This window comes from Streptomyces sp. NPDC049597 (assembly GCF_040675505.1).
Taxonomy (GTDB): domain Bacteria; phylum Actinomycetota; class Actinomycetes; order Streptomycetales; family Streptomycetaceae; genus Streptomyces.
The window spans coordinates 203,708-228,191 of record NZ_JBFAOY010000004.1; the positions used below are offsets into that span (position 1 = coordinate 203,708).

Consider the following 24,484-nt stretch of genomic DNA (forward strand, 5'->3'; position numbering starts at 1 on the left):
GCCTCATTCGGGAAAGGGCCGGGAGCGGTGCTCCCGGCCCTTTCCCCTGCGCGTCGGCGGGCGAGGCGGGGGCGCCCGGTCAGGCGGTCTCCGCCGCGCGGGCCTTCCCCTCGTCGTACACGGCCCGGGCCGCCTGCACGTCGGCCACCCGCCGCTCCGTCCAGCGCGCGAGGTCCCACACCTGCCGGGCGGCCTCCCTGCCCAGCCCGGTGAGCGAGTAGTCGACGCGCGGCGGGATGACGGGCTTGGCGTCGCGGTGCACGAAGCCGTCCCTCTCCAGCGTCTGGAGGGTCTGGGCCAGCATCTTCTCGCTGACGCCGCCGACGTGCCGACGCAGCTCGCTGAAGCGGTACGAGCGCTCCAGCAGGGCGGCGAGCACGAGCACGCCCCAGCGGCTGGTCACGTGCTCGAGGATCAGCCGGGACGGGCACATCTCGCGGTTCACGTCCGGGGCGCCGGCCCCCTTGCTGCTTACGGCCATGCAAGTACCTTACTTCAAAGTGGGTACTTTCGAATCGTTAGCGCTCTCCCTAGGGTGGCTTTACAGGCGGACGACCGCCCTGGAAGCAAGCGAACGGAGAAACCACCCATGAGCATCGTTGTCACCGGAGCCACCGGAGCCCTCGGCCGTCTCGTCGTCGACGAGCTGCTCGCCACCGTCCCGGCCGACCGGATCGCCGCCGTGGTCCGTGACAAGGAGAAGGCGGCGGACCTCGCGGCGCGCGGCGTCGAGCTGCGGATCGCCGACTACAGCGAGCCGGCCACCCTCGACGGGGCCTTCCGCGCCGGGGACCGGGTCCTGCTGATCTCCGGCAGCGAGGTCGGCCGACGCGTCGCGCAGCACACCGCCGTGATCGAGGCGGCGAAGGCCGCGGGCGTCGCACAGCTCGCGTACACCGGCGTACTGGGCGGGCCCGACGCCGACTTCGACCTGGCGGCCGAGCACAAGGTGACCGAGCGGCTGATCCTCGACTCCGGGCTGCCGCACACCTTCCTGCGCAACGGCTGGTACACCGAGAACTACACGGGCAACCTCGGCCCCGTGCTGGAGCACGGCACCGTCGTCGGGAGCGCCGGCGACGGCCGGATCGCCTCGGCGGCCCGCGCCGACTACGCGGCCGCCGCGGCCGCCGTGCTGACGGGCGAGGGCCATCTGGGCGCGGCCTACGAGCTCAGCGGCGACGTCGCGTGGTCCCTCGCCGAGTACGCCGCCGAGCTGTCGCGGCAGACCGGCCGGACCATCACGTACACCGAGGTCCCGGGCGAGACGCACCTCGGCGTCCTCACCGGCGCGGGCGTTCCGGAGCCGTTCGCGCGCATCCTCGTCGACGTCGACCGGGCCATCGGCCGCGGGCTGCTGGCCCGCACCACCGGCGATCTGGCGCGGCTGGCCGGGCGGCCCACGACGCCGCTCGCCGAGACGGTCGCGGCGGCGCTGGCCACCGCCTGACCTCACCCCCGGCCGCGCCGCCCCGCCGGTGCCGCTCGCGCCCCCTCGGCCGCGCCGCCCCGCCCGTGTCGGTCACTCCCCCCTCGGCCGTGCCGCCCCGCCCGCGCGTCAAGATCCGTCATGACTGTATGGCGATACGGACATGACATCCCGCCCTCGCGCGCGTACCTTCTTCTGGGAACGCGCGCGCAGGGGCAGGAGGGTCAGTGAAGTCGCAGAACGAACAGCGGGCAGGACTGCTGTACGGGATCGGCGCCTACGGCATGTGGGGTCTGGTCCCCCTTTTCTGGCCGCTGCTCAAGCCGTCCGGGGCGATGGAGATCCTGGCCCACCGGATGGTGTGGTCCCTGGCGATCGTGGCGGTCGCCCTGCTCGTGATGAAGCAGTGGGGCTGGGTGCGCGAACTGGTGCGGCAGCCGCGCAAGCTGGGCCTGATATCCCTCGCCGCGACGGTGATCACCGTCAACTGGGGCGTCTACATCTGGGCCGTGAACTTGGGCCATGTCGTCGAGGCCTCGCTGGGCTACTTCATCAACCCCCTGGTCACCATCGCCATGGGCGTCCTGCTGCTGAAGGAGCGTCTGAGGCCCGCGCAGTGGGCGGCCGTGGGCATCGGCTTCGGCGCCGTATTGGTCCTCGCGATCGGCTACGGCAGGCCGCCGTGGATCTCGCTGACGCTCGCGTTCTCCTTCGCCACCTACGGCCTGGTGAAGAAGAAGGTCAACATCGGCGGCCTGGAGTCGCTGGCGGCCGAGACGGCGATCCAGTTCCTGCCGGCGCTCGGCTTCCTGCTGTGGCTGGGCGCGAACGGCTCGTCGACCTTCGGCTTCCACGGCGCCGGCCACGCGGCGCTGCTGGCCGCGACGGGAGTGGTGACGGCCGCGCCGCTCGTCTGCTTCGGCGCCGCGGCCATCCGGGTGCCGCTGTCGACGCTGGGGCTGCTCCAGTACCTGGCGCCGGTGTTCCAGTTCCTGCTGGGCATCCTGTACTTCCACGAGGCGATGCCCGCCGAGCGGTGGGCCGGGTTCGCGCTGGTGTGGCTGGCGCTGACGTGCCTGACGTGGGACGCGCTGCGGACGGCCCGCCGGAACAAGGCACAGGCGGTGCGTCTCGCGGCGGATGCCGCCCTGATGACGGCGCAGCCCGGGACCGCCCCCGTGCCCGAGGCGACCGCGACGGCCCCGGCACCCGCCGCCCAGCCGGACCGCACCGCCTGACCCGCGGCCCGTCCCGACGGGCCGGGCCGGTCGGGGCGTCCCCCCGCGCGGGGGCGCCCTGCCGCGGGCGGCCCCGTACGCCCTCACCCGCCCCGCCTCCAGGCGGCGCGCCCAACAGGGACACCATCTCCGCCTGCCAGCGCGGCCGCGCGCACGCCGCCGCCGGGCAGCCGCAGCACCGGCATGGGCGGCGGTCAGGAGTGGGGACGGGACGAGGACACGCCGCCCGGAACGGGCACCGGCCGCGACCCGATGTGACACCCGAGGCTGCGCGGTCGGCACCGGAGACACACGGGCAGGGGCCCGGTCGACGGCCGTCGGCCGGGCCCCTGCCGGTGCGCCGCGTCAGGCGGCGCCGAGCGGATCGTGTTCGCGGATCAGCCAGCAGACCGCCGTGAGCCGCAGGGTGGCGAAGTCGTAGCCGACCGGCTCCGACCACTCGATCTCCGACAGCCAGTCGGTGAACCCCAGTACGCAGTCCGCGAGATCCTCGCGGCGCACCACGTCGCCCGGCTCCGCGTGCCCCGGGGATCCGGACCGGCGCTGCCCCGGCACCAGCGGCACCAGCGCGTCGCGGACGGCGGCCGCGTGCTGGTCGACGGCTGCGACGAGCCCCGGCTCGAAGGCGAACTCAGAGAGCCGGGGCATGTACGCGGCGGCCACGCCGACCACCGGACAGCCGGGCGGCCCGCCGAGGGGCGATGCGTCGATCTCCACTCGTTGGACCGGGAACAGACCGCTCAAGACGTGACGTCGGCCGCAAAGCGCCCGTCCGGGCGGCCGGTCACTCCCGGCCCCGGTCGGCTCCCAGCGCCCGCTCCACCTCCGCGGCCACAGCCTTCCAGTGCGCCCTGCGGCGCTCGCGCTCCTGCGCGTCCGCCAGGCGCTCCTGGTGGAACCGGAGCACGGCCCCGGCGCCGGAGCGGGCGGCGGAGACAGTCACCTGCACGGTGCTCGTGCCGTACGTCAGGCGGACGCGGTCGCCGGGACGGCAGGAACGGATCTCGCCCCTGACGCCGTCGGCCGTCTCGTACGTCTCCCCCTTCACCGTGGGCAGCCGGACGCCCTCGCCCAGCCACAACTCCACCCCCTCGGGGCTCATGAGGAAGTCCCACACGGCCGCGGGCGGCAGTGGCAGGGTCCTGGACACGCCGATCTCCCAGCCCGCGTCCCTGGTCAGTCCGGTGGTCATGATCCGTCTCCCTCGGCCCGGCGGGCGCGGTGCGCCCGGACCTTGCTGCGGTTGCCGCAGTGCTCCATCGCGCACCAGCGACGACGGCCCGGCCGCGAGGTGTCGACGAAGATCAAGCGGCAGTCGTGTGCGGCGCACTCGCGGATGCGGTGCGCGTACGGGCCCGTGAAGAGCTCCACGGCGTCGCGCGCGACGGTGGACAGCAGCGCGGAGACCTCGGCCCGCTCGGGCATCCACTGCCGCGATCCGTCCTCCGCGATGCCGAAGGCGAGGGGCGGCTCGGCGGCGGCAGCGTTCACCGTCGCCACGTCCGCGGGGTCGAGGTCGCGGGCGTGCACGCGGGCGCCGGCCATCCGCCACAGGGCGTCCCTCACTCGGCGCACCGCCGCCGGCGAGGCGTCGTCGACGTCCAGCCGCAGGCCTTTGGGCAGCCGGCCGGCCGCCACCCAGCGCAGCAGGCCGGCCGGCTCGTCCAGCACCTCGTAGCGAGCGAACTCGCCCGGTCCGCCCGTCGTCAGCAGCTCCAGACAGAGCGCCCCCGCGTCGAAGCGGTAGGGGCGCCCTTCCCGTGTCCGCAGCTCCAGTCCCGGCGATTCCGTTGCCGTCCCACCCATGTAACCACTATAACCGGTTGCCATGACACTGCACTGGAAGCTCGTTGTCGACGCCGCCGACCCGCACACCCAGGCGGACTTCTGGGCCGAGGCCCTCGGCTACCTCGTCGAGGACAACAGCCGGATCGTCGAGCAGGTACTCGCCCACGGCGGCGTGCCGGTCGAAGCCACCGTGGAATCGCACGGCCGGCGCGCATGGCGCGATCTGGCCGCCGTCCGCCATCCGGACGACCCCTACGACGAGAACACCGGCGGAGGACTCGGGCGGCGCATCCTCTTCCAGCGCGTCCCGGAAGCGAAGACCGGAAAGAACCGCCTCCACATCGACGTGCACGCCGCGCCCGGTGGGAGGGACGCGGAGACGGAGCGGCTGCTGCGGCTGGGGGCGACGGTCGTGCGGCACGTGAAGGAGGCCGGCGGGGAGTGGGTGGTGATGGCGGACCCGGAGGGCAACGAATTCTGCGTCCAGTGACAAGCGTTCGAACGTCCGGCATACGAACACCGCTGTCCGGATCCCGCTCTTGACGGTACGTCAACATCTCACTGAACATTCAGCACGCACAGCGCACGTCAAGCTCCAGCGCCCCGGGCCCCGCCGGCCCGGGGCGTCACGCACGTTCCGTTCCATCCCCGTACGGAATCCGGAGCCCCCACATGAACCTCTCCGTTCCCAGACGCACGCTCGCGGCTGCCGCCTTCGCCCTCGCCGGGCTGCTCGCGGCCGGCGCGCCGGCGGCCGGCGCCGCACCCGGTGCACCGAGCACCCCGGCGGCCGCGCTCGCCGCACCCGACATACCCCTCGCAGGCGTCAAGGCGCACCTCACCGAGTTCCAGTCCATCGCGACGGCCAACGGCGGCAACCGGGCGCACGGCAGGCCCGGCTACAAGGCGTCCCTCGACTACGTGAAGGCGAAGCTGGACGCGGCCGGATTCACCACCTCGGTCCAGCCGTTCACGTACAACGGCACGACCGGCTACAACCTGATCGCCGACTGGCCGGGCGGTGACGCCAACCAGACCGTCATGGCCGGCGCCCACCTCGACTCGGTCTCCTCCGGCGCCGGCATCAACGACAACGGCTCGGGTTCGGCCGCCGTGCTGGAGACCGCGCTGGCCGTCTCCCGCGCGCAGCTGAAGCCCGCCAAGCACCTGCGCTTCGGCTGGTGGGGCGCGGAGGAGCTGGGCCTGGTCGGCTCGCGGCACTACGTGAACAGCCTGCCGGCCACGGAGCGGTCGAAGATCTCCGGTTACCTGAACTTCGACATGATCGGCTCACCGAACCCCGGCTACTTCGTCTACGACGACGACCCGGCGATCGAGCAGACCTTCAAGGACTACTTCGCCACGCTCGGCGTCCCGACGGAGATCGAGACCGAGGGCGACGGGCGCTCGGACCACGCGTCGTTCAAGAACGTCGGCATACCCGTCGGCGGACTGTTCACCGGTGCCAGCCGCACCAAGACGAGCGCACAGGCGCAGAAGTGGGGCGGCACGGCCGGCCAGGCCTTCGACCGCTGCTACCACTCCTCGTGCGACACGACGTCGAACATCAACGACACGGCGCTGGACCGCAACAGCGACGCCGTCGCCCACGCGATCTGGACCCTGTCGGCCGGCACCACCGTCCCGCCCGGCGACGTCTACGAGAACGCCGCCGACGTCGCCGTACCGGACGCCGGGGCAGCCGTCACCTCGACCGTGACCGTCTCGGGGCGCACGGGCAACGCCCCGGCCGCCCTCAGGGTCGGGGTGGACATCAAGCACACCTGGCGGGGCGACCTGGTGGTCGACCTCGTCGCGCCGGACGGGACCGCGTACCGGCTGAAGAACTCCAGCGGCAGCGACTCGGCGGACAACGTCATCACGACCTACACGGTGGACGCCTCGACCGAGACGGCCAACGGCGCCTGGAATCTGCGGGTGCAGGACGTGGCCCGGTACGACACCGGCTACATCGACAGCTGGAGGCTCACCTTCTGACGGCTCCGGTTCCGGCCCTCGGGCCCCGGCGGGGCCGAGACGCCTCCGCCGCGGGCCCACCGCCCCAGGTCGTCCGGCGCCCCGTCCCACGAGCGCGCCCCGCCGTACGCGGCGTACGGCGGGGCGGGCGGGGCGGCAGGGTGTGATGGCGCGGCGTGACCGGCACGGCCGGGCCGGCCGCGGCTGCTACTTGTCCGCGTTGGCCGCCTCGATCAGGGCGTCCTTCGTCACGGCGCCGACGTAGACCGTGCCGTCGTCCGTCATCAGGGCGTTGACCAGGCGCGTCGAGAAGACCGTGCCCTGGCCGAACGCGCCGGTGACCTTGTCCCCGAAGGCGTCCAGGAACTGCTGCGCCTCGGCCGGGACGTCGCCCTTGTCCGGAGCCTCGGCGCCCGCTCCGCCGGGCGCCTCGATCCTGGCGACGGACGTCCAGCCCTCGCCGATGACGTCCGGTCCGGCGATGTCCGCCAGGCCGCCCTCGAACTCCTCGCGGGCGTGCTTCTCCCCCTCCAGCCTGTCGGCCTCCGTCACCTTCGCCCCCTTGGGCGGGGTGAAGTCGAAGGTCGAGGCGGCGGGCCGGGAGAAGTCGACCTTGGTGAAGCCCGCGTCGACGACGGCCTTGCCGCCGCTGCTCGGCGTGAGCGTGAACTTCAGCGGCGTGCCGGTCTCCGCGTCCACCGCGATGGTGACCGAACCGACCGTCGAGCCCTTCTGCTCGGGCTTCACGACCAGCTGGTACGCGTCCCGGCCGGCCACCTTGGCCGTGCCGCCGACGGTGATCGACGTCGTGCCCTCGGAGGCCTTCAGCACCTCGTCCGCGAGCTCCTTCGGCGTGGCCGGCAGGTCCTCGCCCCGCTTCCCGGCGGAACCGTGGCCGCCCTCGCCGCTGCCGTCCCCCTCGGCGTGGAAGACCTCGTTGGAGGCGCTGTCGTAGCCCCACATCTCGTCGCCGTTGTGGATCAGGCTGTACTCGTCCGAGTCCCGCAGGATCGAGATCTTCTGGCGGTCGGGCCCGTCGGCCGCGATCCGCAGCGTGTGCGTACCCGAGGCGAGCTCGGTCAACTGCGCCTGCGGGTCGGCGGAGGAGCCCTCGGCGCCCTCGCCGGCCGCCCCCGCGAGCGAGCCGGCCAGACCGTCGAGTGCGGGCAGCCCCAGGTCGGTGGTGATCTTGACGGTGCCGGAGAGCTGCTCGGTGTCGGACGCGGCGATCTTCTCGATCAGCTGCTGTGCGGTGATCTTCGGCAGATCGGGGTCACCGGAGGCGGCGAGCGCCGGGACGAGCCCGATGGTCCCCGCCGCCACCCCGGCCACCGCGAGGGGGACGAGATAGCGGGAGGCCTTGCGGCGCCCCGCCGCGAGGCCGTCGGCCGCCTCGGTGGAGTGTGCGCTGTCGTTCGGTGCCATGGTGTGCCCTACCTCCGTGGTTGGTCAGGGGTGGTGTTCACCATCTGACCAAAACGGTGGAAGGGAAGCGTCAGCCCGCGGGCGCAACATCGCGTACCCCTCTGGGATGACACCGCACGTCCCCAAGTCCCCCGTCCCGTAGGGGAGAGCAGCCGGGGCGGGCAGCTGCCGAGGGCTCAGCCCGCGCGGTGGACCACCGCGTCGCACAGCTCCTCCAGTGCCGCCTTCGCGAAGCAGTCGGGCAGCGGGGCGAGCATCGCCCGCGCCTCCTCCGCGAAGCGGACGGAGTCCTGCCGGGCCTGCTCCAGCGCCGGGTGCTCGCGCAGCCGGCGCAGCGCCTCCGCGTGCCGCTCGTCGTCGCTGAGGTCGCCGTCCAGCAGGGCGACGAGGTCCAGGTCCTCGGGGCGGCCGTGCGCCTCGGCAGCGGCGCGCAGGTGCAGCACCGGCAGCGTCGGGATGCCCTCGCGCAGGTCGGTGCCCGGCGACTTGCCCGACTCGTGCGAGTCGGAGGCGATGTCGAGGACGTCGTCGGCGAGCTGGAAGGCGACGCCGAGCCGCTCCCCGTACTGCGTGAGGACCTCGACGACCCGCTCCTCGGCGCCGGACATCATCGCGCCGAAGCGGCAGGACACGGCGACCAGCGAACCCGTCTTGCCGGCCAGCACGTCGAGGTAGTGCTCCACCGGGTCGCGGCCGTCGCGCGGGCCCGCCGTCTCCAGGATCTGTCCGGTGACCAGCCGCTCGAACGCCTCCGCCTGGATGCGTACGGCCTCCGGACCGAGGTCGGCCAGGATGTGCGAGGCACGGGCGAACAGGAAGTCGCCGGTGAGGACGGCCACGGAGTTGCCCCAGCGGGTGTTCGCGCTGGGCACGCCGCGCCGCACGTCCGCCTCGTCCATCACGTCGTCGTGGTACAGCGTCGCGAGGTGCGTGAGCTCGACGACGACGGCCGAGGGCACGACGCCCGGCGCGTGCGGGTCGCCGAATTGGGCGGCCAGCATCACGAGCAGCGGGCGGAATCGCTTCCCCCCGGCCCGTACGAGGTGCTGTGCGGCCTCCGTGATGAACGGGACCTCGCTCTTGGTGGCGTCGAGCAGGCCCGCCTCGACAGCCGACAATCCGGTCTGGACATCGGCCTCAAGAGCCTGGTCCCGCACGCTCAGCCCGAACGGCCCGACGACGGTCACGAGGGGGTCTCCTGTCTGCTGACGATCACACGGATTGTCGATGTGTCGCTGGATTCACTCAAGTCAGCGTATCCGGTCGCCTTTCGATCACCATGAGCGCCTTCCCGCCACCCCCGGTATGTTCGTGATCAGCCGCAATGACCTGGAACAGGGGCTTTTGCCCCTACCAGTGATGGTCCCCGCCGCCCCTCGGCGGGGCCCTGCCACCGAGGTTCAGCCATGCGTATCCGCACAGACTTTCCGTACGAGACGGCTCACGAGGACCTGCGCATTCGCCTGCCCGACGGCATCGCCCTGTACGCGCGCCTGTGGCGGCCGCTGACGGACGAGCCCGTGCCCGCTCTGCTCGAGTACGCACCGGACCGGCTCACCGACGCGACGGCGGTACGCGACGGGGAGCGCCACCCCTGGTACGCGGGCCACGGCTACGCGTGCCTCCGCGTCGACGTGCGCGGGCACGGCAACAGCGAGGGCGTGCCCGGCGCCGAGGGCGGTGCGGCCGAGCTCGCGGACGGCGTCGCGGTCGTCGAGTGGCTGGCACGGCAGCCGTGGAGCACCGGCCGGGTCGGCATGATCGGCATCGGCGCGGCCGGCCGGAGCGCCCTGCTGATCGCGGCGCTCGCGCCGCAGCCCCTGTCGGCCGTGGTCGCGGTGTGCGCGAGCGACGACCCGTACGACACCGACGGGCCCTATCTCGGCGGCGCGGTCACCGGTGAGGCGCTGCACTCCATGGCCGCCGCCCGGCTCGCGCAGGAGGCCCGGCCGCCGGACCCGCTGCACGCGGGCGACGCGTGGCGCGCGATGTGGCTGCGGCGGCTGGAGGCCGTCGAGCCCGTCGTGCCCGCGTGGCTGGCGCACCCGCTGCGCGACGAGTTCTGGCGGAGCGCCGGGATCAGCGACGACACGGACGCCGTGCGGGCGGCCGTCCTCGCGGTGAGCGGCCTGCACGACCCCGCCCGCGACACCGTGCTGCGGCTCGTGGAGCGGCTGCCGGCGGACCGGGTGCGCGGGCTGATCGGCCCATGGCCGCGCCAGTACCCGGACCGCGACCCCGAACGGGGGATCGGCTTCCTCCAGGAGACGCTGCGCTGGTGGGACCAGTGGCTGAAGGACCGGGACACGGGGGTGCTGTCCGAGCCGCTGCTGCGCTGCCGGCTCGGGCCGTGCGCGCCCGGCCGCGGCCGCTGGACCGGCGAGGACGCCTGGCCGTCGCCGCACGTCACCGTCGTCCCCTACGCGCTCGGCGCCGCCCCGGGCGCCCCGGTACCCGTGTCCTCGCCGCAGCACACCGGGACGGACGCGGGCCGCACCCGGCCCGTGGGCCACGCCGGCGACCTGCCGCCGGACCAGCGGGAGGAGGACGCGCGGTCGGTCTGCTTCGAGTTTCCCGTCGGCACGGCGCCCCTCGTCGTCCTCGGACGGCCCCGGGTGACCCTGCGGCTGCGCCTGGACGCGCCGCGCGGACAGGCGGTGGCCCGGCTCTGCGACGTCGCACCGGACGGCGCCTCCACGCTCGTCACGCGCGGCGCCCTCGACATGGCGGCGCGTGCGGGCCGGGAGCGGGCGCTCGCCTGGGAGCCCGGCACCACGGAGGACGTGTCGTTCGACCTGTCCCTGGCCGCGCACACCTTCACGCCGGGACACCGCGTCCGGCTCGCGGTCTCCTCCGCGTACTGGCCCTGGCTCTGGCCGCATCCGGACGCGGCGGGCTTCACCCTGGACCCCGCGGGCTCGCGGCTCGACCTGCCGGTCCGCGAACCGGCCGGGCCCGGCGGCGCGTTCGCGGAGCCCGAGCACGCGAAGCCGCCCGCCGTCGCGGTCCCCCAGACCCTCGACGGGGACCGACCGCGCCTGCTGCTGACGCGGGACGTGGCGGACGGCCTGTGGACCCTGGAGACGACGCCCCACCGAGGGGGCACGCATGTCCACCCGGACGGCCTGGAGCACACCGAGGAGGCCCGCGAGACGTACGCGATCTTGCAGGACGACCCGCTCTCCGCACAGGCCCGCACCACCTGGACGATCCGCTTCCACCGGCCGGAACTGGGCTGGGACGTCCGCGTCGAGACCCGCTCCGCCCTCACCCGCGACGCGTCCGGCCTCCTCGCCTCCGACGAGATGGTGTGCCGCGACGGCGACGAGATCGTGTTCCACCGCACCTGGGAGAAGCACGTGCCCCGCACGACGCGCTGACGGGAGCACCGCCTGCGCCGGAGCACTCCCGGTGTGATCCATTGGGCCCTGCCGCAGCGGTCGGGGAGGCACGTAACGTGTCACCCACACCCGTGGAAAGCGAGGCAGGCACCGATGTCCGAGCAGAGCCCGCTCGATCTGGCCGAGGGCGATCCCTTCGGCCCGCACAACCTTCCGTACGGCGTCTTCACCACGGCCGACGAGCCGGAGCGCCGCAGGCTCGGCGTCCGGATCGGCGGCCATGTGCTCGATGTCGGAGCCGCCGCCCTCGCGCTCGGCTCCCCGTACGCCGGGGTGCTGGCGCAGCCGAGCCTCAACCCGCTGCTCGCCGCCGGGCGCACGGCCTGGCGCGACGTGCGGCGCGCCCTGACCGCCTGGGTCACGGTGCCCGCGCACCGGCCCGACATAGAGCCGCTGCTGCACCCGCTCGACGCGGTGACGATGCACCTGCCGTACGAGGTCGCGGACTACGTCGACTTCTACGCGAGCGAGCACCACGCCACCAACGTCGGAAGGATCTTCCGCCCCGACGGTGACGCGCTCACCCCCAACTGGAAGCACCTGCCGATCGGTTACCACGGCCGGTCGGGCACGGTCGTCGTGTCCGGTACGGACGTCGTCAGGCCGAGCGGGCAGCGCAAGGCGCCCGCCGACCCGGCCCCCGTCTTCGGCCCGTCCGTGAAGCTCGACATCGAGGCCGAGGTCGGCTTCCTCGTCGGCACCCCGTCCCAGCAGGGCAGGCCCGTCCCGCTCGCGGACTTCCGCGAGCACGTCTTCGGGCTCTTCCTGCTCAACGACTGGTCGGCGCGCGACATCCAGGCCTGGGAGTACGTGCCGCTCGGCCCGTTCCTCGGCAAGTCCTTCGCCACCTCGGTGGCCGCCTGGGTCACCCCCCTGGAGGCGCTGGAGGCCGCACGGACCGCGCCGCCGGCGCGGGACTTCGCTCTGCAGCCGTATCTCGACGACACGGCCGAGGAGGAGCCCGGCGGCTTCGACCTGCGCATCTCGGTCGCGCTCAACGGTCATGTGGTGGCCGAGCCGCCGTTCGCCAGCATGTACTGGACGGCCGCGCAGCAGCTCGCGCACATGACGGTCAACGGCGCGTCGCTGCGCACGGGCGACCTGTTCGGCTCGGGCACGGTCAGCGGTCCCGAGGTGAACCAGCGCGGCTCCCTCCTCGAACTCACCTGGAACGGCCGCGACGCCCTCGAACTGCCCGACGGCAAGCGCACGTTCCTGGAGGACGGCGACGAGGTGACGCTCACCGCCTGGGCCCCCGGCCCCGACGGCGTCCGCGTGGGCCTCGGCGAGGTCACGGGCCGCATCGTGCCCTCCGCCTGACGCCGCCCACCACCGCGGCGAGGGCCCGGTACCCCCGACGGGGTACCGGGCTGTGCGGCCCCCGCACGACCGGTCGGGTCAACACGACGGATTCGTTCACACGTGCGTGGGGCGTTGATCCCTTTCCGCCCGATACGCTGGACAGACCCGCGAGACTCCGTCCCATGGGAGCACTGATGAGCGTGGAACCGACGGCAAGGAAGGCCGACTGGCCGGTCCCGCCCGTGGGCGGCTGGATCGCCGACGACCTGGACAGGCTTCCCAACCTGCCTCCGCACACGGAGCTGATCGACGGGAGCCTCGTCTTCGTGAGTCCGCAGACGCTTTTCCACTCGCGCGCGGTGAGCTTCTTCGAGTGGCAGCTGCAGTCGCTGGCGCCCGATGCCTTCGAGGTGGTCCGCGAGTTCACCATCGACGTCGACCGGCAGAACCGCCCGGAGCCCGATGTGATCGTCGTGCCCGAGCACGTGATCCAGGACCCGGGGCAGACCCGGTTCCCGGCGGAGACCGTGCGGCTCGCCATCGAGGTCGTCTCGGAGGAGTCGGTGTCCCGGGACCGGGAGACCAAGCCGCTGAAGTACGCACGCGCGGGCATTCCCGCCTACTGGCGCGTGGAGAACGACAACGGCCGTGCCGTCGTCTACGTCTTCGAGCTGGAGCCGAACACCGGCCGCTACACCCCCACCGGGATCTTCCGCGACCGGCTCAAAGCGGACGTCCCGTTCCCCGTCGACCTGGACCTGACCGCGATCACCGCGAAGCGCTCCCGGCCACGCCCGGAGTGAGTGCCGCCCAGGACGAAGGTCCGGCCCCTCCCCCGAGGAGGCGCCGGACCTTCGTCGTCCGCGCGGTGTCCACCGCGCGGCGGCGGGCTACCGCACGAACACGCTCGCCTGACCGGCCAGATCCAGGAAGTACTGCGGCGCGAGGCCCAGCGCCAGCGTGACCGCCACGCCGACGCCGATCGTCGTGATCGTCAACGGGGACGGCACGGCCACCGTCGGGCCCTCCGGCTTCGGCTCGCTGAAGAACATGAGCACGATGACCCGGATGTAGAAGAACGCCGCGATCGCCGACGAGATCACGCCCACCACGACCAGCGCTCCCGCGCCGCCCTCCGCCGCCGCCTTGAACACCGCGAACTTGCCGGCGAAGCCGGACGTCAGCGGGATGCCGGCGAAGGCGAGCAGGAACACCGCGAAGACCGCCGCCACGAGCGGCGAACGCCGCCCGAGACCCGCCCACTTGGACAGGTGCGTCGCCTCGCCGCCCGCGTCGCGGACCAGGGTGACGACCGCGAACGCGCCGATCGTCACGAAGGAGTACGCGAGCAGGTAGAAGAGGACGGACGAGATGCCCTCGGGCGTCGTGGCGATCACACCGGCGAGGATGAAGCCGGCGTGGGCGATCGACGAGTACGCCAGGAGCCGCTTGATGTCGGTCTGGGTGATCGCGACGATCGCGCCGCCGAGCATCGTGACGATGGCGACCGCCCACATGACCGGACGCCAGTCCCAGGTCAGGCCCGGCAGCACCACGTACAGCAGCCGCAGGAGCGCGCCGAAGGCGGCGACCTTGGTGGCCGCGGCCATGAAGCCGGTCACCGGGGTCGGCGCGCCCTGGTAGACGTCGGGCGTCCACATGTGGAACGGCACCGCGCCGACCTTGAACAGCAGGCCCATGAGGATCATCGCGCCGCCGATCAGCAGCAGCGCGTCGTTGCCCATCGTGTCGGCGAGCGCCGGGTCGATGGTGCGGATGCTGCCGTCGACGACCTCGGCGATCCGCGCGTACGACACCGAGCCCGCGTAACCGTAGAGGAGCGCGATGCCGAAGAGCAGGAACGCGGAGGAGAACGCGCCCAGCAGGAAGTACTTCACGGCCGCTTCCTGCGACATGAGCCGCTTGCGGCGGGCCAGCGCGCACAGGAGGTACAGCGGCAGCGAGAAGACCTCCAGCGCGATGAACAGCGTCAGCAGGTCGTTGGCGGCCGGGAAGACCAGCATGCCGGTGATCGCGAACAGGACGATCGGGAACACCTCGGTGGTGGTGAACCCCGCCTTCACCGCGGCCTTCTCGTGCTCGCCGCCCGGGACCGCGGCGGCCTCTGCCGCGAACGAGTCGACGCGCTTGCCGTGCGCCGCCGGGTCGAGGCGGCGCTCGGCGAACGTGAAGACGGCGACCAGCGAGGCCAGCAGGATCGTGCCCTGCAGGAACAGCGCCGGCCCGTCGACCGCGATCGCGCCCATGGCGGCGATCTGCGCCTTGGTGGTGCCGTACCCGCCGGCTGCGAGCCCCACGACCGCGGCGAAGGAGGCCGCGAGTGCGACGACGGTCAGGAAGACCTGGGTGTGGTACCGGGCCCTGCGCGGGACGAGTGCCTCCACGAGCACCCCCAGCACGGCCGCGCCGACGACGATCAGCACGGGTGCCAGCTGGGCGTACTCGATGTGGGGCGCGGGGATCTTGCCGAGGGGCTCGACCTCCGCGGCCGTCGTCCACAGGCTGTGGACAGCTGTAGCGCTCACTTGGCCGCCTCCACATCGGGCCGGGGGTCCTGCTTCTGTACGTCGGACATCGTGTGCTCCACGGCCGGGTTGACGATGTCCGTCAGCGGCTTCGGGAACACGCCGAGGAAGAGCAGCAGCGCGATCAGCGGTGCGACCACCGCCAGTTCACGTGCCTTGAGGTCGGGCATCGCGCTGACCTCCGCCTTCACCGGGCCGGTCATCGTGCGCTGGTAGAGCACGAGGGTGTAGAGCGCGGCGAGGACGATGCCGGAGGTCGCGATGATCCCGGCCACCGGATAGGCGGCGAACGTGCCGACCAGGACCAGGAACTCGCTGACGAACGGCGCGAGTCCGGGCAGCGAGAGGGTCGCGAGGCCGCCGATCAGGAACGTGCCGGCGAGCACCGGGGCGACCTTCTGCACACCGCCGTAGTCGGCGATGAGCCGCGAGCCGCGCCGCGAGATCAGGAAGCCGGCGACCAGCATCAGCGCGGCGGTCGAGATGCCGTGGTTGACCATGTACAGCGTCGCGCCCGACTGGCCCTGGCTGGTCATCGCGAAGATGCCCAGGATGATGAAGCCGAAGTGGGAGATCGACGCGTACGCGACCAGACGCTTGATGTCCCGCTGCCCCACCGCGAGCAGGGCGCCGTAGACGATGCTGATCAGCGCCAGCGTGATGACGACCGGCGTCGCCCACTTCGAGGCCTCCGGGAAGAGCTGGAGGCAGAAGCGCAGCATCGCGAAGGTGCCGACCTTGTCGACGACCGCCGTGATCAGCACGGCGACCGGGGCGGTCGCCTCGCCCATCGCGTTCGGCAGCCAGGTGTGCAGCGGCCACAGCGGGGCCTTGACCGCGAAGGCGAAGAAGAAGCCGAGGAACAGCAGCCGCTCGGTGGTGGCCGCCATCTCCAGTTGGCCGCTCGCCCTGGCCTCGGCGATCTCGGAGAGCGAGAAGCTGCCCGCGACGACGTACAGACCGATGACGGCGGCCAGCATGATCAGACCGCCGACCAGGTTGTACAGCAGGAACTTCACCGCCGCGTACGACCGCTGGGCCGCCGCGTTCTCGTCCGTGCCCGCATGGGCGCGGTCGCCGAAGCCGCCGATGAGGAAGTACATCGGGATGAGCATGGCTTCGAACAGGATGTAGAAGAGGAAGACGTCGGTGGCCTCGAAGGAGAGGATCACCATCGCCTCGACCATCAGGATCAGCGCGAAGAAGCCCTGGGTGGGCCGCCACCGCTTGCTGCCGGTCTCCTGCGGGTCGGCGTCGTTCCAGCCGGCGAGGATCACGAACGGGATCAGCAGGGCGGTCAGCGCGATGAGCGCGACCCCGATGCCGTCGACACCCAGCTCGTACCGCACCCCGAAGTCCTTGATCCAGGCGTGGGATTCGGCGAGCTGGTACCGGTCGCCGCCCGGCTCGAACCGTACGAGCACGATCGCGGCGAGCACCAGCGTCCCCAGCGAGACCAGCAGGGCCAGCCACTTGGCGACCGTCCGGCGCGCGGCGGGCACGGCCGCGGTGGCGATGGCACCGACCGCCGGGAGCACGGCCGTTGCCGTCAGCAGAGGAAAGCCTGCGTTCACTACTTCGGACATACCGATCAGACCGCCCTCATCAGCAGGGTCGCGGCGATCAGGATCGCCGTACCGCCGAACATCGAGACCGCGTAGCTGCGGGCGTAGCCGTTCTGCAGCTTGCGCAGCCGGCCGGAGAGCCCGCCGAACGTGGCCGCCGTGCCGTTGACCACTCCGTCGACCAGGGTGTGGTCGACGTAGACCAGCGAGCGCGTGAGGTGCTCGCCGCCGCGGACCAGGACCACGTGGTTGAAGTCGTCCTGGAGCAGGTCGCGGCGGGCGGCGCGGGTGAGCAGCGAGCCGCGCGGCGCCGTGACCGGCACCGGACGCCGCCCGTACATCAGGTACGCGAGCCCCGCGCCGAGCAGCAGGACGACGATCGTCGAGGCCGTGATCGCCGGGACGGCGATGACCGGGTGCGGGTGCTCGAACTGCGTGACCGGCTCCAGCCAGTGGACGAAGGACTCGTTCAGGCTGAAGAGACCGCCCGCGAAGACCGACCCGAAGGCGAGCACGATCATCGGGATCGTCATCGACTTGGGCGACTCGTGCGGGTGCGGCATCTCCCCGGGCTGCACCTCGATGCCGGGCTCGACGCTGGGCGCCGTGTCCGGGTCGGGCGCGGGCTGCCAGCGCTTCTCGCCGAAGAACGTCATGATCATCACGCGGGTCATGTAGAACGCGGTGATGCCGGCGCCCAGCAGGGCCACGCCGCCGAAGATCCAGCCGCGGATGCCGTCGTCGTACGCGAAGGCCGCCTCGATGATCTTGTCCTTGGACCAGAAGCCGGACAGGCCCGGGAAGCCGATGATCGCGAGGTAGCCGAGGCCGAAGGTGACGAACGTGACCGGCATGTACGTGCGCAGGCCCCCGTACTTGCGCATGTCGACCTCGTCGTTCATGCCGTGCATGACCGAGCCCGCGCCGAGGAACAGCCCGGCCTTGAAGAAGCCGTGCGTCACCAGGTGCATGATCGCGAAGGCGTATCCGATGGGGCCGAGACCGGCCGCAAGGATCATGTAGCCGATCTGCGACATGGTCGAGCCGGCCAGCGCCTTCTTGATGTCGTCCTTGGCGCAACCGACGATCGCACCGAAGAGGAGCGTGACCGCGCCGACGACGACGACCGCCAGCTGGGCGTCCGGCGCGGCGTTGAAGATCGCGCCGGAGCGGACGATCAGGTAGACGCCGGCGGTGACCATGGTGGCCGCGTGGATCAGGGCCGAGACCGGGGTCGGGCCCTCCATCGCGTCCCCGAGCCAGGACTGGAGCGGCACCTGGGCCGACTTGCCGCACGCGGCGAGCAGCAGCATCAGGCCGATGGCCGTCAGCATGCCCTCGCTCGTCTCCCCCGTGGACTCCAGCACCGGCCCGAAGGCGAAGGTCCCGAAGGTGGTGAACATCAGCATGATCGCGATCGACAGGCCCATGTCGCCGACGCGGTTGACCAGGAAGGCCTTCTTCGCCGCGGTGGCGGCGCTGGGCTTGTGCTGCCAGAAGCCGATGAGCAGGTACGAGGCGAGGCCGACGCCCTCCCAGCCGACGTACAGCAGCAGGTAGTTGTCGGCGAGCACCAGCAGCAGCATGGCCGCGAGGAACAGGTTGAGGTAACCGAAGAAGCGGCGGCGCCGCTCGTCGTGCTCCATGTAGCCGACGGAGTAGAGGTGGATCAGCGTGCCGACGCCCGTGATCAGCAGGACGAACGTCATCGACAGCTGGTCGAGCCGGAAGGCGACGTCCGCCTGGAACCCCTCGACGGGGATCCAGCTGAACAGCGTGCTGTGCAGGGCGCGTTCCTCCGCGCCCTTGCCGAGCATGTCGGCGAAGAGCACGGCGCCGATGACGAAGGAAGCGGCCGCGAGCAGGGTGCCCAGCCAGTGGCCGGTGCGGTCGAGCCGGCGGCCGCCGCAGAGCAGCACCGCCGCTCCGAGCAGGGGCGCCGCGACGAGCAGCGCAATCAGGTTCTCCACGATTCGTCCGTCCCCTTACAGCTTCATCAGGCTGGCGTCGTCGACCGAGGCCGAGTGGCGGGAACGGAACAGCGACACGATGATCGCGAGTCCGACCACGACCTCCGCGGCGGCGACCACCATCGTGAAGAACGCGATGATCTGGCCGTCGAGATTGCCGTGCATCCGGGAGAACGCGACGAGCGTGAGGTTGCACGCGTTGAGCATCAGCTCCACGCACATGAAGACCACGATCGCGTTCCGCCGGATCAGCACGCCGGCCGCACCGATGGTGAACAACAGGGCAGCGAGATACAGGTAGTTGACCGGATTCACCGCGTGGCCTCCTGTCCGTCCCGGTCGTGCTCGTCCCGGTCGCGTCCGAGGCGCTCCTCGGAGCGCTGCTCGAGCGCCTTGAGTTCGCCCAGCGCTTCCTTCGACACATCGCGGATCTGCCCGCGCTCACGCAGCGTCTTGCTGACCGTGAGCTCGGACGGGGTGCCGTCGGGGAGCAGACCGGCGATGTCCACGGCGTTGTGCCGGGCGTAGACACCGGGCGCGGGGAGCGGCGGCAGGTGCTTGCCTTCGCGTACGCGCTGCTCGGACAGCTCCCGCTGGGTCCTGGCCCGCTCGGTGCGCTCGCGGTGCGTGAGCACCATCGCGCCGACCGCGGCCGTGATCAGCAGGGCGCCGGTGATCTCGAAGGCGAAGACGTACTTGGTGAAGAGCAGGCGGGCGAGGCCCTCGACGTTGCCGCCGTTCGCGGTGTTGGCGACGCCGAGCCCGTTGAAGTTCTTCAACGAGGCATGGCTGATACCGGCGATCAGCAGGATGCCGAAGCCGAGCCCGCAGGCGGCGGCCCACCAGCGCTGGCCCTTCAGCGTCTCCTTCAGCGAGTCGGCGGCGGTGACGCCGACCAGCATGACGACGAAGAGGAACAGCATCATGATCGCGCCGGTGTAGACGACGATCTGGACGACGCCCAGGAAGTAGGCGCCGTTGGCCAGGTAGAACACCGCCAGGATGATCATGGTGCCGGCCAGGCACAGGGCGCTGTGGACGGCCCGCTTCATCAGGATCGTGCAGAGCGCCCCGATGACGGCGATCGGGCCGAGCACCCAGAACTGGACGGCCTCCGGGGTCGACGCGGCGGCGGCGAGCGTGTTCATGCGCCGATCACCTTCTTCGACGCGGGCTCGTTCTCACCGAAGGTGGACTCGGCCTCCTGCACCTGCTCGCCCTTGGAGTGGGCGACCTGCCGGACCGTGCCGGGAGCGGCCTCGGTGACCAGCCCCCGGTAGTAGTCCTGCTCGTCCATGCCGGGGTAGATGGCGTGCGGCGTGTCGACCATGCCCTCGTCCAGACCGGCGAGCAGCTGCTCCTTGGTGTAGATGAGGTTCTCCCGGCTGCTGTCGGCCAGTTCGAACTCGTTCGTCATGGTCAGCGCGCGCGTCGGGCAGGCCTCGATGCACAGGCCGCACAGGATGCAGCGGGCGTAGTTGATCTGGTAGACGCGGCCGTAGCGCTCACCCGGGGAGTAGCGCTCCTCGTCGGTGTTGTCCGCGCCCTCCACATAGATGGCGTCGGCCGGACAGGCCCAGGCGCACAGCTCGCACCCGACGCACTTCTCCAGCCCGTCCGGATGGCGGTTGAGCTGGTGCCGGCCGTGGAAGCGCGGCGCCGTGACCTTCTGCTGCTCCGGATACTGCTCGGTCAGCCGCTTCTTGAACATGGCCTTGAAGGTCACGCCGAAGCCGGCGACCGGGTTCTGGAACGTGCTCTCGGATCCCTCAGACACCGTCAGCCTCCTTTCCGTCCCGAGGACCATCACTGTCGGTTTGCGATCCGCCGCTGACGATCAGTTCGCGGTCGCGGCGCGGGCGCCTGCGCGGCACCGGCGGCAACTCCTGGCCGGGCAGCGGCGGTACGGGGAATCCGCCCGCCATCGGGTCGAACGGGCCGTGCGGCACCGGCTTCGCGGCCTCGGCCTCCTTCTCCTTCTTGCCGCGGAAGACGTCGGCGACGAAGGACAGGAGCAGTACGGCGATGACGGCACCCGCGACGTACAGCACGATCTGCTGGAAGTCGTAGTTCTCGTTCCGCAGCGCCCGCACGGTCGCGACCAGCATCAGCCAGACGACGGAGACCGGGATCAGCACCTTCCAGCCGAGCTTCATCAGCTGGTCGTAGCGCACCCGGGGCAGCGTGCCGCGCAGCCAGATGAAGAAGAACAGCAGCAGCTGGACCTTGAGGACGAACCAGAGCATCGGCCACCAGCCGTGGTTCGCGCCCTCCCAGAAGGCGGAGATCGGGTACGGCGCCCGCCAGCCGCCCAGGAACAGGGTGACCGACACGGCCGAGACGGTGACCATGTTGACGTACTCGGCCAGCATGAACATCGCGAACTTGATGGAGCTGTACTCGGTGTTGAAGCCGCCGACGAGGTCACCCTCGGACTCCGGCATGTCGAACGGCGCCCGGTTGGTCTCACCGACCATCGTGACGACGTAGATGATGAAGGAGACCGGCAGCAGCAGGATGTACCAGCGGTCGGCCTGCGCCTCCACGATCGCCGACGTCGACATCGACCCGGAGTAGAGGAAGACGGAGGCGAACGCCGCGCCCATCGCGATCTCGTACGAGATCATCTGCGCGCACGAGCGCAGTCCGCCGAGCAGCGGGTACGTCGAGCCGGACGACCAGCCCGCGAGCACGATGCCGTAGATGCCGACCGAGGCGACCGCGAGGATGTAGAGCATCGCGATCGGCAGGTCGGTCAGCTGCATCGTGGTGCGGTGGCCGAGGATCGAGATCTCGTTGCCGGCCGGACCGAACGGGATCACGGCGATCGCCATGAAGGCCGGGATCGCGGCGACGATCGGGGCAAGGATGTAGACCACCTTGTCCGCGCGCTTGACGATCACGTCTTCCTTGAGCATCAGCTTGACGCCGTCGGCGAGCGACTGGAGCAGACCCCAGGGGCCGTGCCGGTTGGGGCCGATGCGCAGCTGCATCCAGGCGACGACCTTGCGCTCCCACACGATGGAGAAGAGCACCGTCACCATCAGGAAGGCGAAGCAGAACACGGCCTTGATGACGACGAGCCACCAGGGGTCGCGCCCGAACATCGACAGGTCCTCGAGAGCCAGGACGCTGCGCTGTGCCTCGGCGACATGGGCCAGCGTGGTCATGCGTGCACCTCCGTTGCGGGGGTGGCCGGGGCTGCGCCCGGCAGGCCGGCGAGGGTCAGGGGCCCGGACGGCCGTACGGTGCCGCCAGGCGCCGGCCGGGGGGTGACTCGGGCGGTCATGAGCGCACCTCCGGTGTCGTCTCGGCGGCACCCGTCACGGCCGCGATGCGGACCAGTTCGCCCGGACGGGCACCGGTGTCCGCCGTCACGCCGCCGCCGGCCGAGTTCATCGGCAGCCACACCACGCGGTCGGGCATCTCGCTGACCAGGAGCGGCAGCCGCACGGACCCGGCCGGGCCCGAGACCTGCAGTTCGTCGCCGTCCTCGACCCCGGTCTCGGCCGCGGTCGCAGCCGACAGCCGGGCCACGGCGGCGTGCCGGGTCGCGGCCAGCGCCTCGTCGCCCTGCTGGAGCAGGCCCTGGTCGAGCAGGAGCCGGTGACCGGCCAGGACGGCCTCGCCCTCGCCCGGCCGCGGCAGCGGGCTCGCCGACTCGGCGGGTTCGCCGGCGCGGGGACCGTCCCAGCGGCCGAGCCGGTCCATCTCGGCGCGTACGGACTTGAGGTCCGGCAGGCCGAAGGGGACGTCGAGCGCGTCCGCGAGCATGTGCAGCACCCGCGCGTCGGCCGGCGGGAGGGGCCGGGTCATCTGCTCGGGCTTGAGCGCCGCCTCGAACATCCGCACCCTGCCCTCCCAGTTGAGGAAGGTGCCGGGCTTCTCGGCGACGGCCGCGACCGGGAAGACGACGTCCGCCCGGTCGGTGACCTCGCTGGGCCGCAGCTCCAGCGAGACCAGGAAGCCGACGGCGTCGAGCGCCTCCCGCGCGCGGGCCACGTCGGGCAGGTCGGCCACCTCGACACCGGCGACGACCAGCGCGGCCAGTTCGCCCGTGGCCGCGGCCTCGACGATCTGGCCGGTGTCCCGGCCGTAGCGGTGCGGGAGTTCGCGTACGCGCCAGACCTCGGCGGTCTCCTCGCGGGCCCGCGGGTCGGTGGCCGGGCGGCCGCCCGGCAGCAGCGACGGCAGCGCGCCCGCCTCGACCGCGCCCCGCTCACCGGCCCGGCGCGGGATCCACACCAGGCGGGCACCGGTGGCGGTCGCCGTGCGCAGGGCGGCGGTGAGACCGCCGGGCACGGCCGCGAGCCGCTCGCCCACCACGATCACCGCGCCCTCGGCGCGCAGCGCCTCGGCCGCCTTCGCGCCGTCCTCGTCCAGGCCGGTGCCGGAGGCGAGGGCGTTCAGCCACTCGGTCTCGGTGCCGGGCGCGGCCGGCAGCAGCGTGCCGCCCGCCTTGGCCAGGCCCCGGGTGACGTGGGTGGCCAGGGAGAACGTGCGCTGGCCGTGCTTGCGGTGGGCCTTGCGCAGCCGCAGGAAGACGCCGGGCGCCTCTTCCTCCGACTCGAACCCGGCGAGCAGGACCGCCGGCGCCTTCTCCAGCGAGGTGTAGGTGACTCCGGTGCCGGACAGGTCCCGGCCCTGTCCGGCGACCGCTGCCGCGAGGAAGTCGGCCTCCTCGGCGGAGTGGACACGCACGCGGAAGTCGATGTCGTTGGTGTCCAGGGCGACCCGCGCGAACTTGGCGTACGCGTAGGAGTCCTCGACGGTCAGCCGGCCGCCGGTGAGCACGCCGACCCGGCCGCGTGCGGCACGCAGCCCCTCCGCCGCCGCCTCCAGCGCCTCCGGCCAGCTCGCCGGCTCCAGCTCACCGGTGTCCTTGCTGCGCACCAGCGGGGTGGTGAGGCGGTCGCGCTGCTGGGCGTAGCGGAAGGCGAACCGCCCCTTGTCGCACAGCCACTCCTCGTTGACCTCCGGGTCCTCGGCGGCCAGACGGCGCATGACCTTGCCGCGCCGGTGGTCGGTGCGGGTGGCGCAGCCGCCCGCACAGTGCTCGCACACGCTCGGCGAGGAGACCAGGTCGAAGGGGCGGGAGCGGAACCGGTACGCGGCCGAGGTGAGCGCGCCCACCGGGCAGATCTGGATGGTGTTGCCGGAGAAGTACGACTCGAACGGATCGCCCTCGCCGGTGCCCACCTGCTGGAGCGCGCCCCGCTCGATCAGCTCGATCATCGGGTCGCCCGCGACCTGGTTGGAGAAGCGGGTGCAGCGCGCGCACAGCACGCAGCGCTCGCGGTCGAGGAGCACCTGTGCCGAGATGGGCACCGGCTTCTCGTAGGTGCGCTTGCGCCCCTCGAAGCGGGACTCCGCCTGCCCGTGCGAGACCGCCTGGTTCTGCAGGGGGCACTCGCCGCCCTTGTCGCAGACCGGGCAGTCCAGCGGGTGGTTGATCAGCAGCAGCTCCATCACGCCCTTCTGCGCCTTCTCGGCGACGGGCGAGGTGAGCTGCGTCCTGACGACCATGCCGTCGGTGCAGGTGATGGTGCAGGAGGCCATCGGCTTGCGCTGGCCCTCCACCTCGACGATGCACTGGCGGCAGGCGCCGGCGGGGTCGAGGAGCGGGTGGTCGCAAAAGCGCGGGATCTCGATGCCGAGGAGTTCGGCGGCGCGGATCACCAGCGTCCCCTTGGGGACGGAGAGCTCGACGCCGTCGATGGTCAGCGAGACGAGGTCCTGCGGCGGCTGGGCAGCCGCTCCGCCGGCGGAGGCGGAGGACGTGGTGACGGTCATGCGTCCACCTCCGGGTGAGACGAGTGGAAGCCGCGGCCGGTGCCGGGCGC

Annotated in this window: 21 protein-coding genes; 7 read left to right on the top strand and 14 right to left on the bottom strand. The window is 71.9% G+C overall.

What is annotated here, in order from left to right; translation table 11 throughout:
* Positions 1 to 79 precede the first annotated feature (79 nt).
* Positions 80 to 481: a helix-turn-helix domain-containing protein gene (locus tag AB0K02_RS07705; RefSeq protein WP_365991419.1), complete on the bottom strand. Its 402-nt coding sequence runs from the start codon at positions 479 to 481 to the stop codon at positions 80 to 82.
* Between the two features lie 108 nt (positions 482 to 589).
* Between AB0K02_RS07705 and AB0K02_RS07710 the strand changes: the two genes are divergently transcribed.
* Together AB0K02_RS07710 and rarD are read left to right on the top strand one after the other, a co-directional pair.
* Complete coding sequence (locus tag AB0K02_RS07710) at positions 590 to 1,450, top strand: SDR family oxidoreductase (protein ID WP_365991420.1); 861 nt, start codon at positions 590 to 592, stop codon at positions 1,448 to 1,450.
* 206 nt (positions 1,451 to 1,656) lie between these two features.
* On the top strand, positions 1,657 to 2,667 hold the full coding sequence (gene rarD / locus AB0K02_RS07715; RefSeq protein ID WP_365991421.1) for an EamA family transporter RarD: 1,011 nt from the start codon (positions 1,657 to 1,659) through the stop codon (positions 2,665 to 2,667).
* A gap of 345 nt (positions 2,668 to 3,012) precedes the next feature.
* On the opposite strand, the gene AB0K02_RS07720 is transcribed toward rarD, so the two are convergent.
* From AB0K02_RS07720 to AB0K02_RS07730, 3 genes are all read right to left on the bottom strand, one after another.
* Positions 3,013 to 3,378 (bottom strand): DUF6401 family natural product biosynthesis protein, encoded by a 366-nt coding sequence (locus tag AB0K02_RS07720; RefSeq protein ID WP_365991514.1) that lies wholly within the window; start codon positions 3,376 to 3,378, stop codon positions 3,013 to 3,015.
* A 73-nt stretch (positions 3,379 to 3,451) separates the two neighbouring features.
* Complete coding sequence (locus AB0K02_RS07725) at positions 3,452 to 3,859, bottom strand: SRPBCC domain-containing protein (RefSeq protein ID WP_365991422.1); 408 nt, start codon at positions 3,857 to 3,859, stop codon at positions 3,452 to 3,454.
* On the bottom strand, positions 3,856 to 4,473 hold the full coding sequence (locus AB0K02_RS07730; RefSeq protein WP_365991423.1) for a CGNR zinc finger domain-containing protein: 618 nt from the start codon (positions 4,471 to 4,473) through the stop codon (positions 3,856 to 3,858). Before AB0K02_RS07730 ends, AB0K02_RS07725 begins: the two co-directional genes overlap by 4 nt.
* Positions 4,474 to 4,495: 22 nt before the next feature.
* Here AB0K02_RS07730 and AB0K02_RS07735 point away from each other — a divergent pair, with 22 nt between their 5' ends.
* Both AB0K02_RS07735 and AB0K02_RS07740 read left to right on the top strand, forming a co-directional pair.
* Positions 4,496 to 4,945 carry a VOC family protein gene (locus AB0K02_RS07735; protein WP_365991424.1) on the top strand — a complete coding sequence of 150 codons (450 nt, stop codon included), beginning with the start codon at positions 4,496 to 4,498 and terminating at the stop codon, positions 4,943 to 4,945.
* Positions 4,946 to 5,127: 182 nt separating this feature from the next.
* Positions 5,128 to 6,453: a M28 family metallopeptidase gene (locus AB0K02_RS07740; protein WP_365991425.1), complete on the top strand. Its 1,326-nt coding sequence runs from the start codon at positions 5,128 to 5,130 to the stop codon at positions 6,451 to 6,453.
* A gap of 186 nt (positions 6,454 to 6,639) precedes the next feature.
* On the opposite strand, the gene AB0K02_RS07745 is transcribed toward AB0K02_RS07740, so the two are convergent.
* Positions 6,640 to 7,857: a DUF2092 domain-containing protein gene (locus tag AB0K02_RS07745; RefSeq protein ID WP_365991426.1), complete on the bottom strand. Its 1,218-nt coding sequence runs from the start codon at positions 7,855 to 7,857 to the stop codon at positions 6,640 to 6,642.
* 176 nt (positions 7,858 to 8,033) lie between these two features.
* Positions 8,034 to 9,044 (bottom strand): polyprenyl synthetase family protein, encoded by a 1,011-nt coding sequence (locus AB0K02_RS07750; RefSeq protein ID WP_365991427.1) that lies wholly within the window; start codon positions 9,042 to 9,044, stop codon positions 8,034 to 8,036.
* A 219-nt stretch (positions 9,045 to 9,263) separates the two neighbouring features.
* Here AB0K02_RS07750 and AB0K02_RS07755 point away from each other — a divergent pair, with 219 nt between their 5' ends.
* The 3 genes from AB0K02_RS07755 to AB0K02_RS07765 all read left to right on the top strand — a co-directional run bounded on the left by AB0K02_RS07755 (position 9,264) and on the right by AB0K02_RS07765 (position 13,363).
* Positions 9,264 to 11,237 (top strand): CocE/NonD family hydrolase, encoded by a 1,974-nt coding sequence (locus AB0K02_RS07755; protein ID WP_365991428.1) that lies wholly within the window; start codon positions 9,264 to 9,266, stop codon positions 11,235 to 11,237.
* A gap of 114 nt (positions 11,238 to 11,351) precedes the next feature.
* Positions 11,352 to 12,578 carry a fumarylacetoacetase gene (fahA, locus tag AB0K02_RS07760; RefSeq protein WP_365991429.1) on the top strand — a complete coding sequence of 409 codons (1,227 nt, stop codon included), beginning with the start codon at positions 11,352 to 11,354 and terminating at the stop codon, positions 12,576 to 12,578.
* A gap of 176 nt (positions 12,579 to 12,754) precedes the next feature.
* Positions 12,755 to 13,363 carry a Uma2 family endonuclease gene (locus AB0K02_RS07765; RefSeq protein WP_365991515.1) on the top strand — a complete coding sequence of 203 codons (609 nt, stop codon included), beginning with the start codon at positions 12,755 to 12,757 and terminating at the stop codon, positions 13,361 to 13,363.
* Positions 13,364 to 13,450: 87 nt separating this feature from the next.
* Here the strand turns inward: AB0K02_RS07765 and nuoN are convergent, their stop codons facing one another.
* The 8 genes from nuoN to AB0K02_RS07805 all read right to left on the bottom strand — a co-directional run bounded on the left by nuoN (position 13,451) and on the right by AB0K02_RS07805 (position 24,434).
* A complete protein-coding gene (nuoN, locus tag AB0K02_RS07770; RefSeq protein ID WP_365991430.1) occupies positions 13,451 to 15,106 on the bottom strand; it encodes an NADH-quinone oxidoreductase subunit NuoN in 1,656 nt (551 codons plus the stop codon).
* Positions 15,103 to 16,692, bottom strand: a complete 1,590-nt coding sequence (locus tag AB0K02_RS07775) for an NADH-quinone oxidoreductase subunit M (protein WP_365991431.1) — start codon at positions 16,690 to 16,692, stop codon at positions 15,103 to 15,105. Before AB0K02_RS07775 ends, nuoN begins: the two co-directional genes overlap by 4 nt.
* 5 nt (positions 16,693 to 16,697) lie before the next feature.
* A complete protein-coding gene (gene nuoL, locus AB0K02_RS07780) occupies positions 16,698 to 18,641 on the bottom strand; it encodes an NADH-quinone oxidoreductase subunit L (RefSeq protein ID WP_365991432.1) in 1,944 nt (647 codons plus the stop codon).
* A gap of 15 nt (positions 18,642 to 18,656) precedes the next feature.
* On the bottom strand, positions 18,657 to 18,956 hold the full coding sequence (gene nuoK, locus AB0K02_RS07785; protein WP_073753348.1) for an NADH-quinone oxidoreductase subunit NuoK: 300 nt from the start codon (positions 18,954 to 18,956) through the stop codon (positions 18,657 to 18,659).
* A complete protein-coding gene (locus AB0K02_RS07790) occupies positions 18,953 to 19,789 on the bottom strand; it encodes an NADH-quinone oxidoreductase subunit J (RefSeq protein WP_365991433.1) in 837 nt (278 codons plus the stop codon). The genes nuoK and AB0K02_RS07790 overlap by 4 nt, the downstream gene beginning before the upstream one ends.
* On the bottom strand, positions 19,786 to 20,448 hold the full coding sequence (gene nuoI, locus AB0K02_RS07795) for an NADH-quinone oxidoreductase subunit NuoI (protein WP_365991434.1): 663 nt from the start codon (positions 20,446 to 20,448) through the stop codon (positions 19,786 to 19,788). The genes AB0K02_RS07790 and nuoI overlap by 4 nt, the downstream gene beginning before the upstream one ends.
* Positions 20,411 to 21,811 carry an NADH-quinone oxidoreductase subunit NuoH gene (gene nuoH / locus AB0K02_RS07800; RefSeq protein WP_365991435.1) on the bottom strand — a complete coding sequence of 467 codons (1,401 nt, stop codon included), beginning with the start codon at positions 21,809 to 21,811 and terminating at the stop codon, positions 20,411 to 20,413. Before nuoH ends, nuoI begins: the two co-directional genes overlap by 38 nt.
* A gap of 115 nt (positions 21,812 to 21,926) precedes the next feature.
* Positions 21,927 to 24,434 (bottom strand): NADH-quinone oxidoreductase subunit G, encoded by a 2,508-nt coding sequence (locus tag AB0K02_RS07805; RefSeq protein ID WP_365991436.1) that lies wholly within the window; start codon positions 24,432 to 24,434, stop codon positions 21,927 to 21,929.
* Positions 24,435 to 24,484: the final 50 nt, after the last annotated feature.

Excerpts from the sequence above, each read along its gene's own strand:
- AB0K02_RS07755 (WP_365991428.1), top strand. The coding sequence starts at position 9,264 with ATGCGTATCCGCACAGACTTTCCGTACGAGACGGCTCACGAGGACCTG.
- nuoI (WP_365991434.1), bottom strand. The coding sequence starts at position 20,448 with ATGGTCCTCGGGACGGAAAGGAGGCTGACGGTGTCTGAGGGATCCGAG.
- AB0K02_RS07730 (WP_365991423.1), bottom strand. The coding sequence starts at position 4,473 with ATGGGTGGGACGGCAACGGAATCGCCGGGACTGGAGCTGCGGACACGG.
- AB0K02_RS07705 (WP_365991419.1), bottom strand. The coding sequence starts at position 481 with ATGGCCGTAAGCAGCAAGGGGGCCGGCGCCCCGGACGTGAACCGCGAG.
- fahA (WP_365991429.1), top strand. The coding sequence starts at position 11,352 with ATGTCCGAGCAGAGCCCGCTCGATCTGGCCGAGGGCGATCCCTTCGGC.
- AB0K02_RS07745 (WP_365991426.1), bottom strand. The coding sequence starts at position 7,857 with ATGGCACCGAACGACAGCGCACACTCCACCGAGGCGGCCGACGGCCTC.
- AB0K02_RS07790 (WP_365991433.1), bottom strand. The coding sequence starts at position 19,789 with ATGAACACGCTCGCCGCCGCCGCGTCGACCCCGGAGGCCGTCCAGTTC.
- nuoH (WP_365991435.1), bottom strand. The coding sequence starts at position 21,811 with ATGACCACGCTGGCCCATGTCGCCGAGGCACAGCGCAGCGTCCTGGCT.
- AB0K02_RS07740 (WP_365991425.1), top strand. The coding sequence starts at position 5,128 with ATGAACCTCTCCGTTCCCAGACGCACGCTCGCGGCTGCCGCCTTCGCC.
- AB0K02_RS07775 (WP_365991431.1), bottom strand. The coding sequence starts at position 16,692 with ATGTCCGAAGTAGTGAACGCAGGCTTTCCTCTGCTGACGGCAACGGCC.
- AB0K02_RS07725 (WP_365991422.1), bottom strand. The coding sequence starts at position 3,859 with ATGACCACCGGACTGACCAGGGACGCGGGCTGGGAGATCGGCGTGTCC.
- AB0K02_RS07735 (WP_365991424.1), top strand. The coding sequence starts at position 4,496 with ATGACACTGCACTGGAAGCTCGTTGTCGACGCCGCCGACCCGCACACC.
- AB0K02_RS07765 (WP_365991515.1), top strand. The coding sequence starts at position 12,755 with ATGAGCGTGGAACCGACGGCAAGGAAGGCCGACTGGCCGGTCCCGCCC.
- AB0K02_RS07710 (WP_365991420.1), top strand. The coding sequence starts at position 590 with ATGAGCATCGTTGTCACCGGAGCCACCGGAGCCCTCGGCCGTCTCGTC.
- AB0K02_RS07805 (WP_365991436.1), bottom strand. The coding sequence starts at position 24,434 with ATGACCGTCACCACGTCCTCCGCCTCCGCCGGCGGAGCGGCTGCCCAG.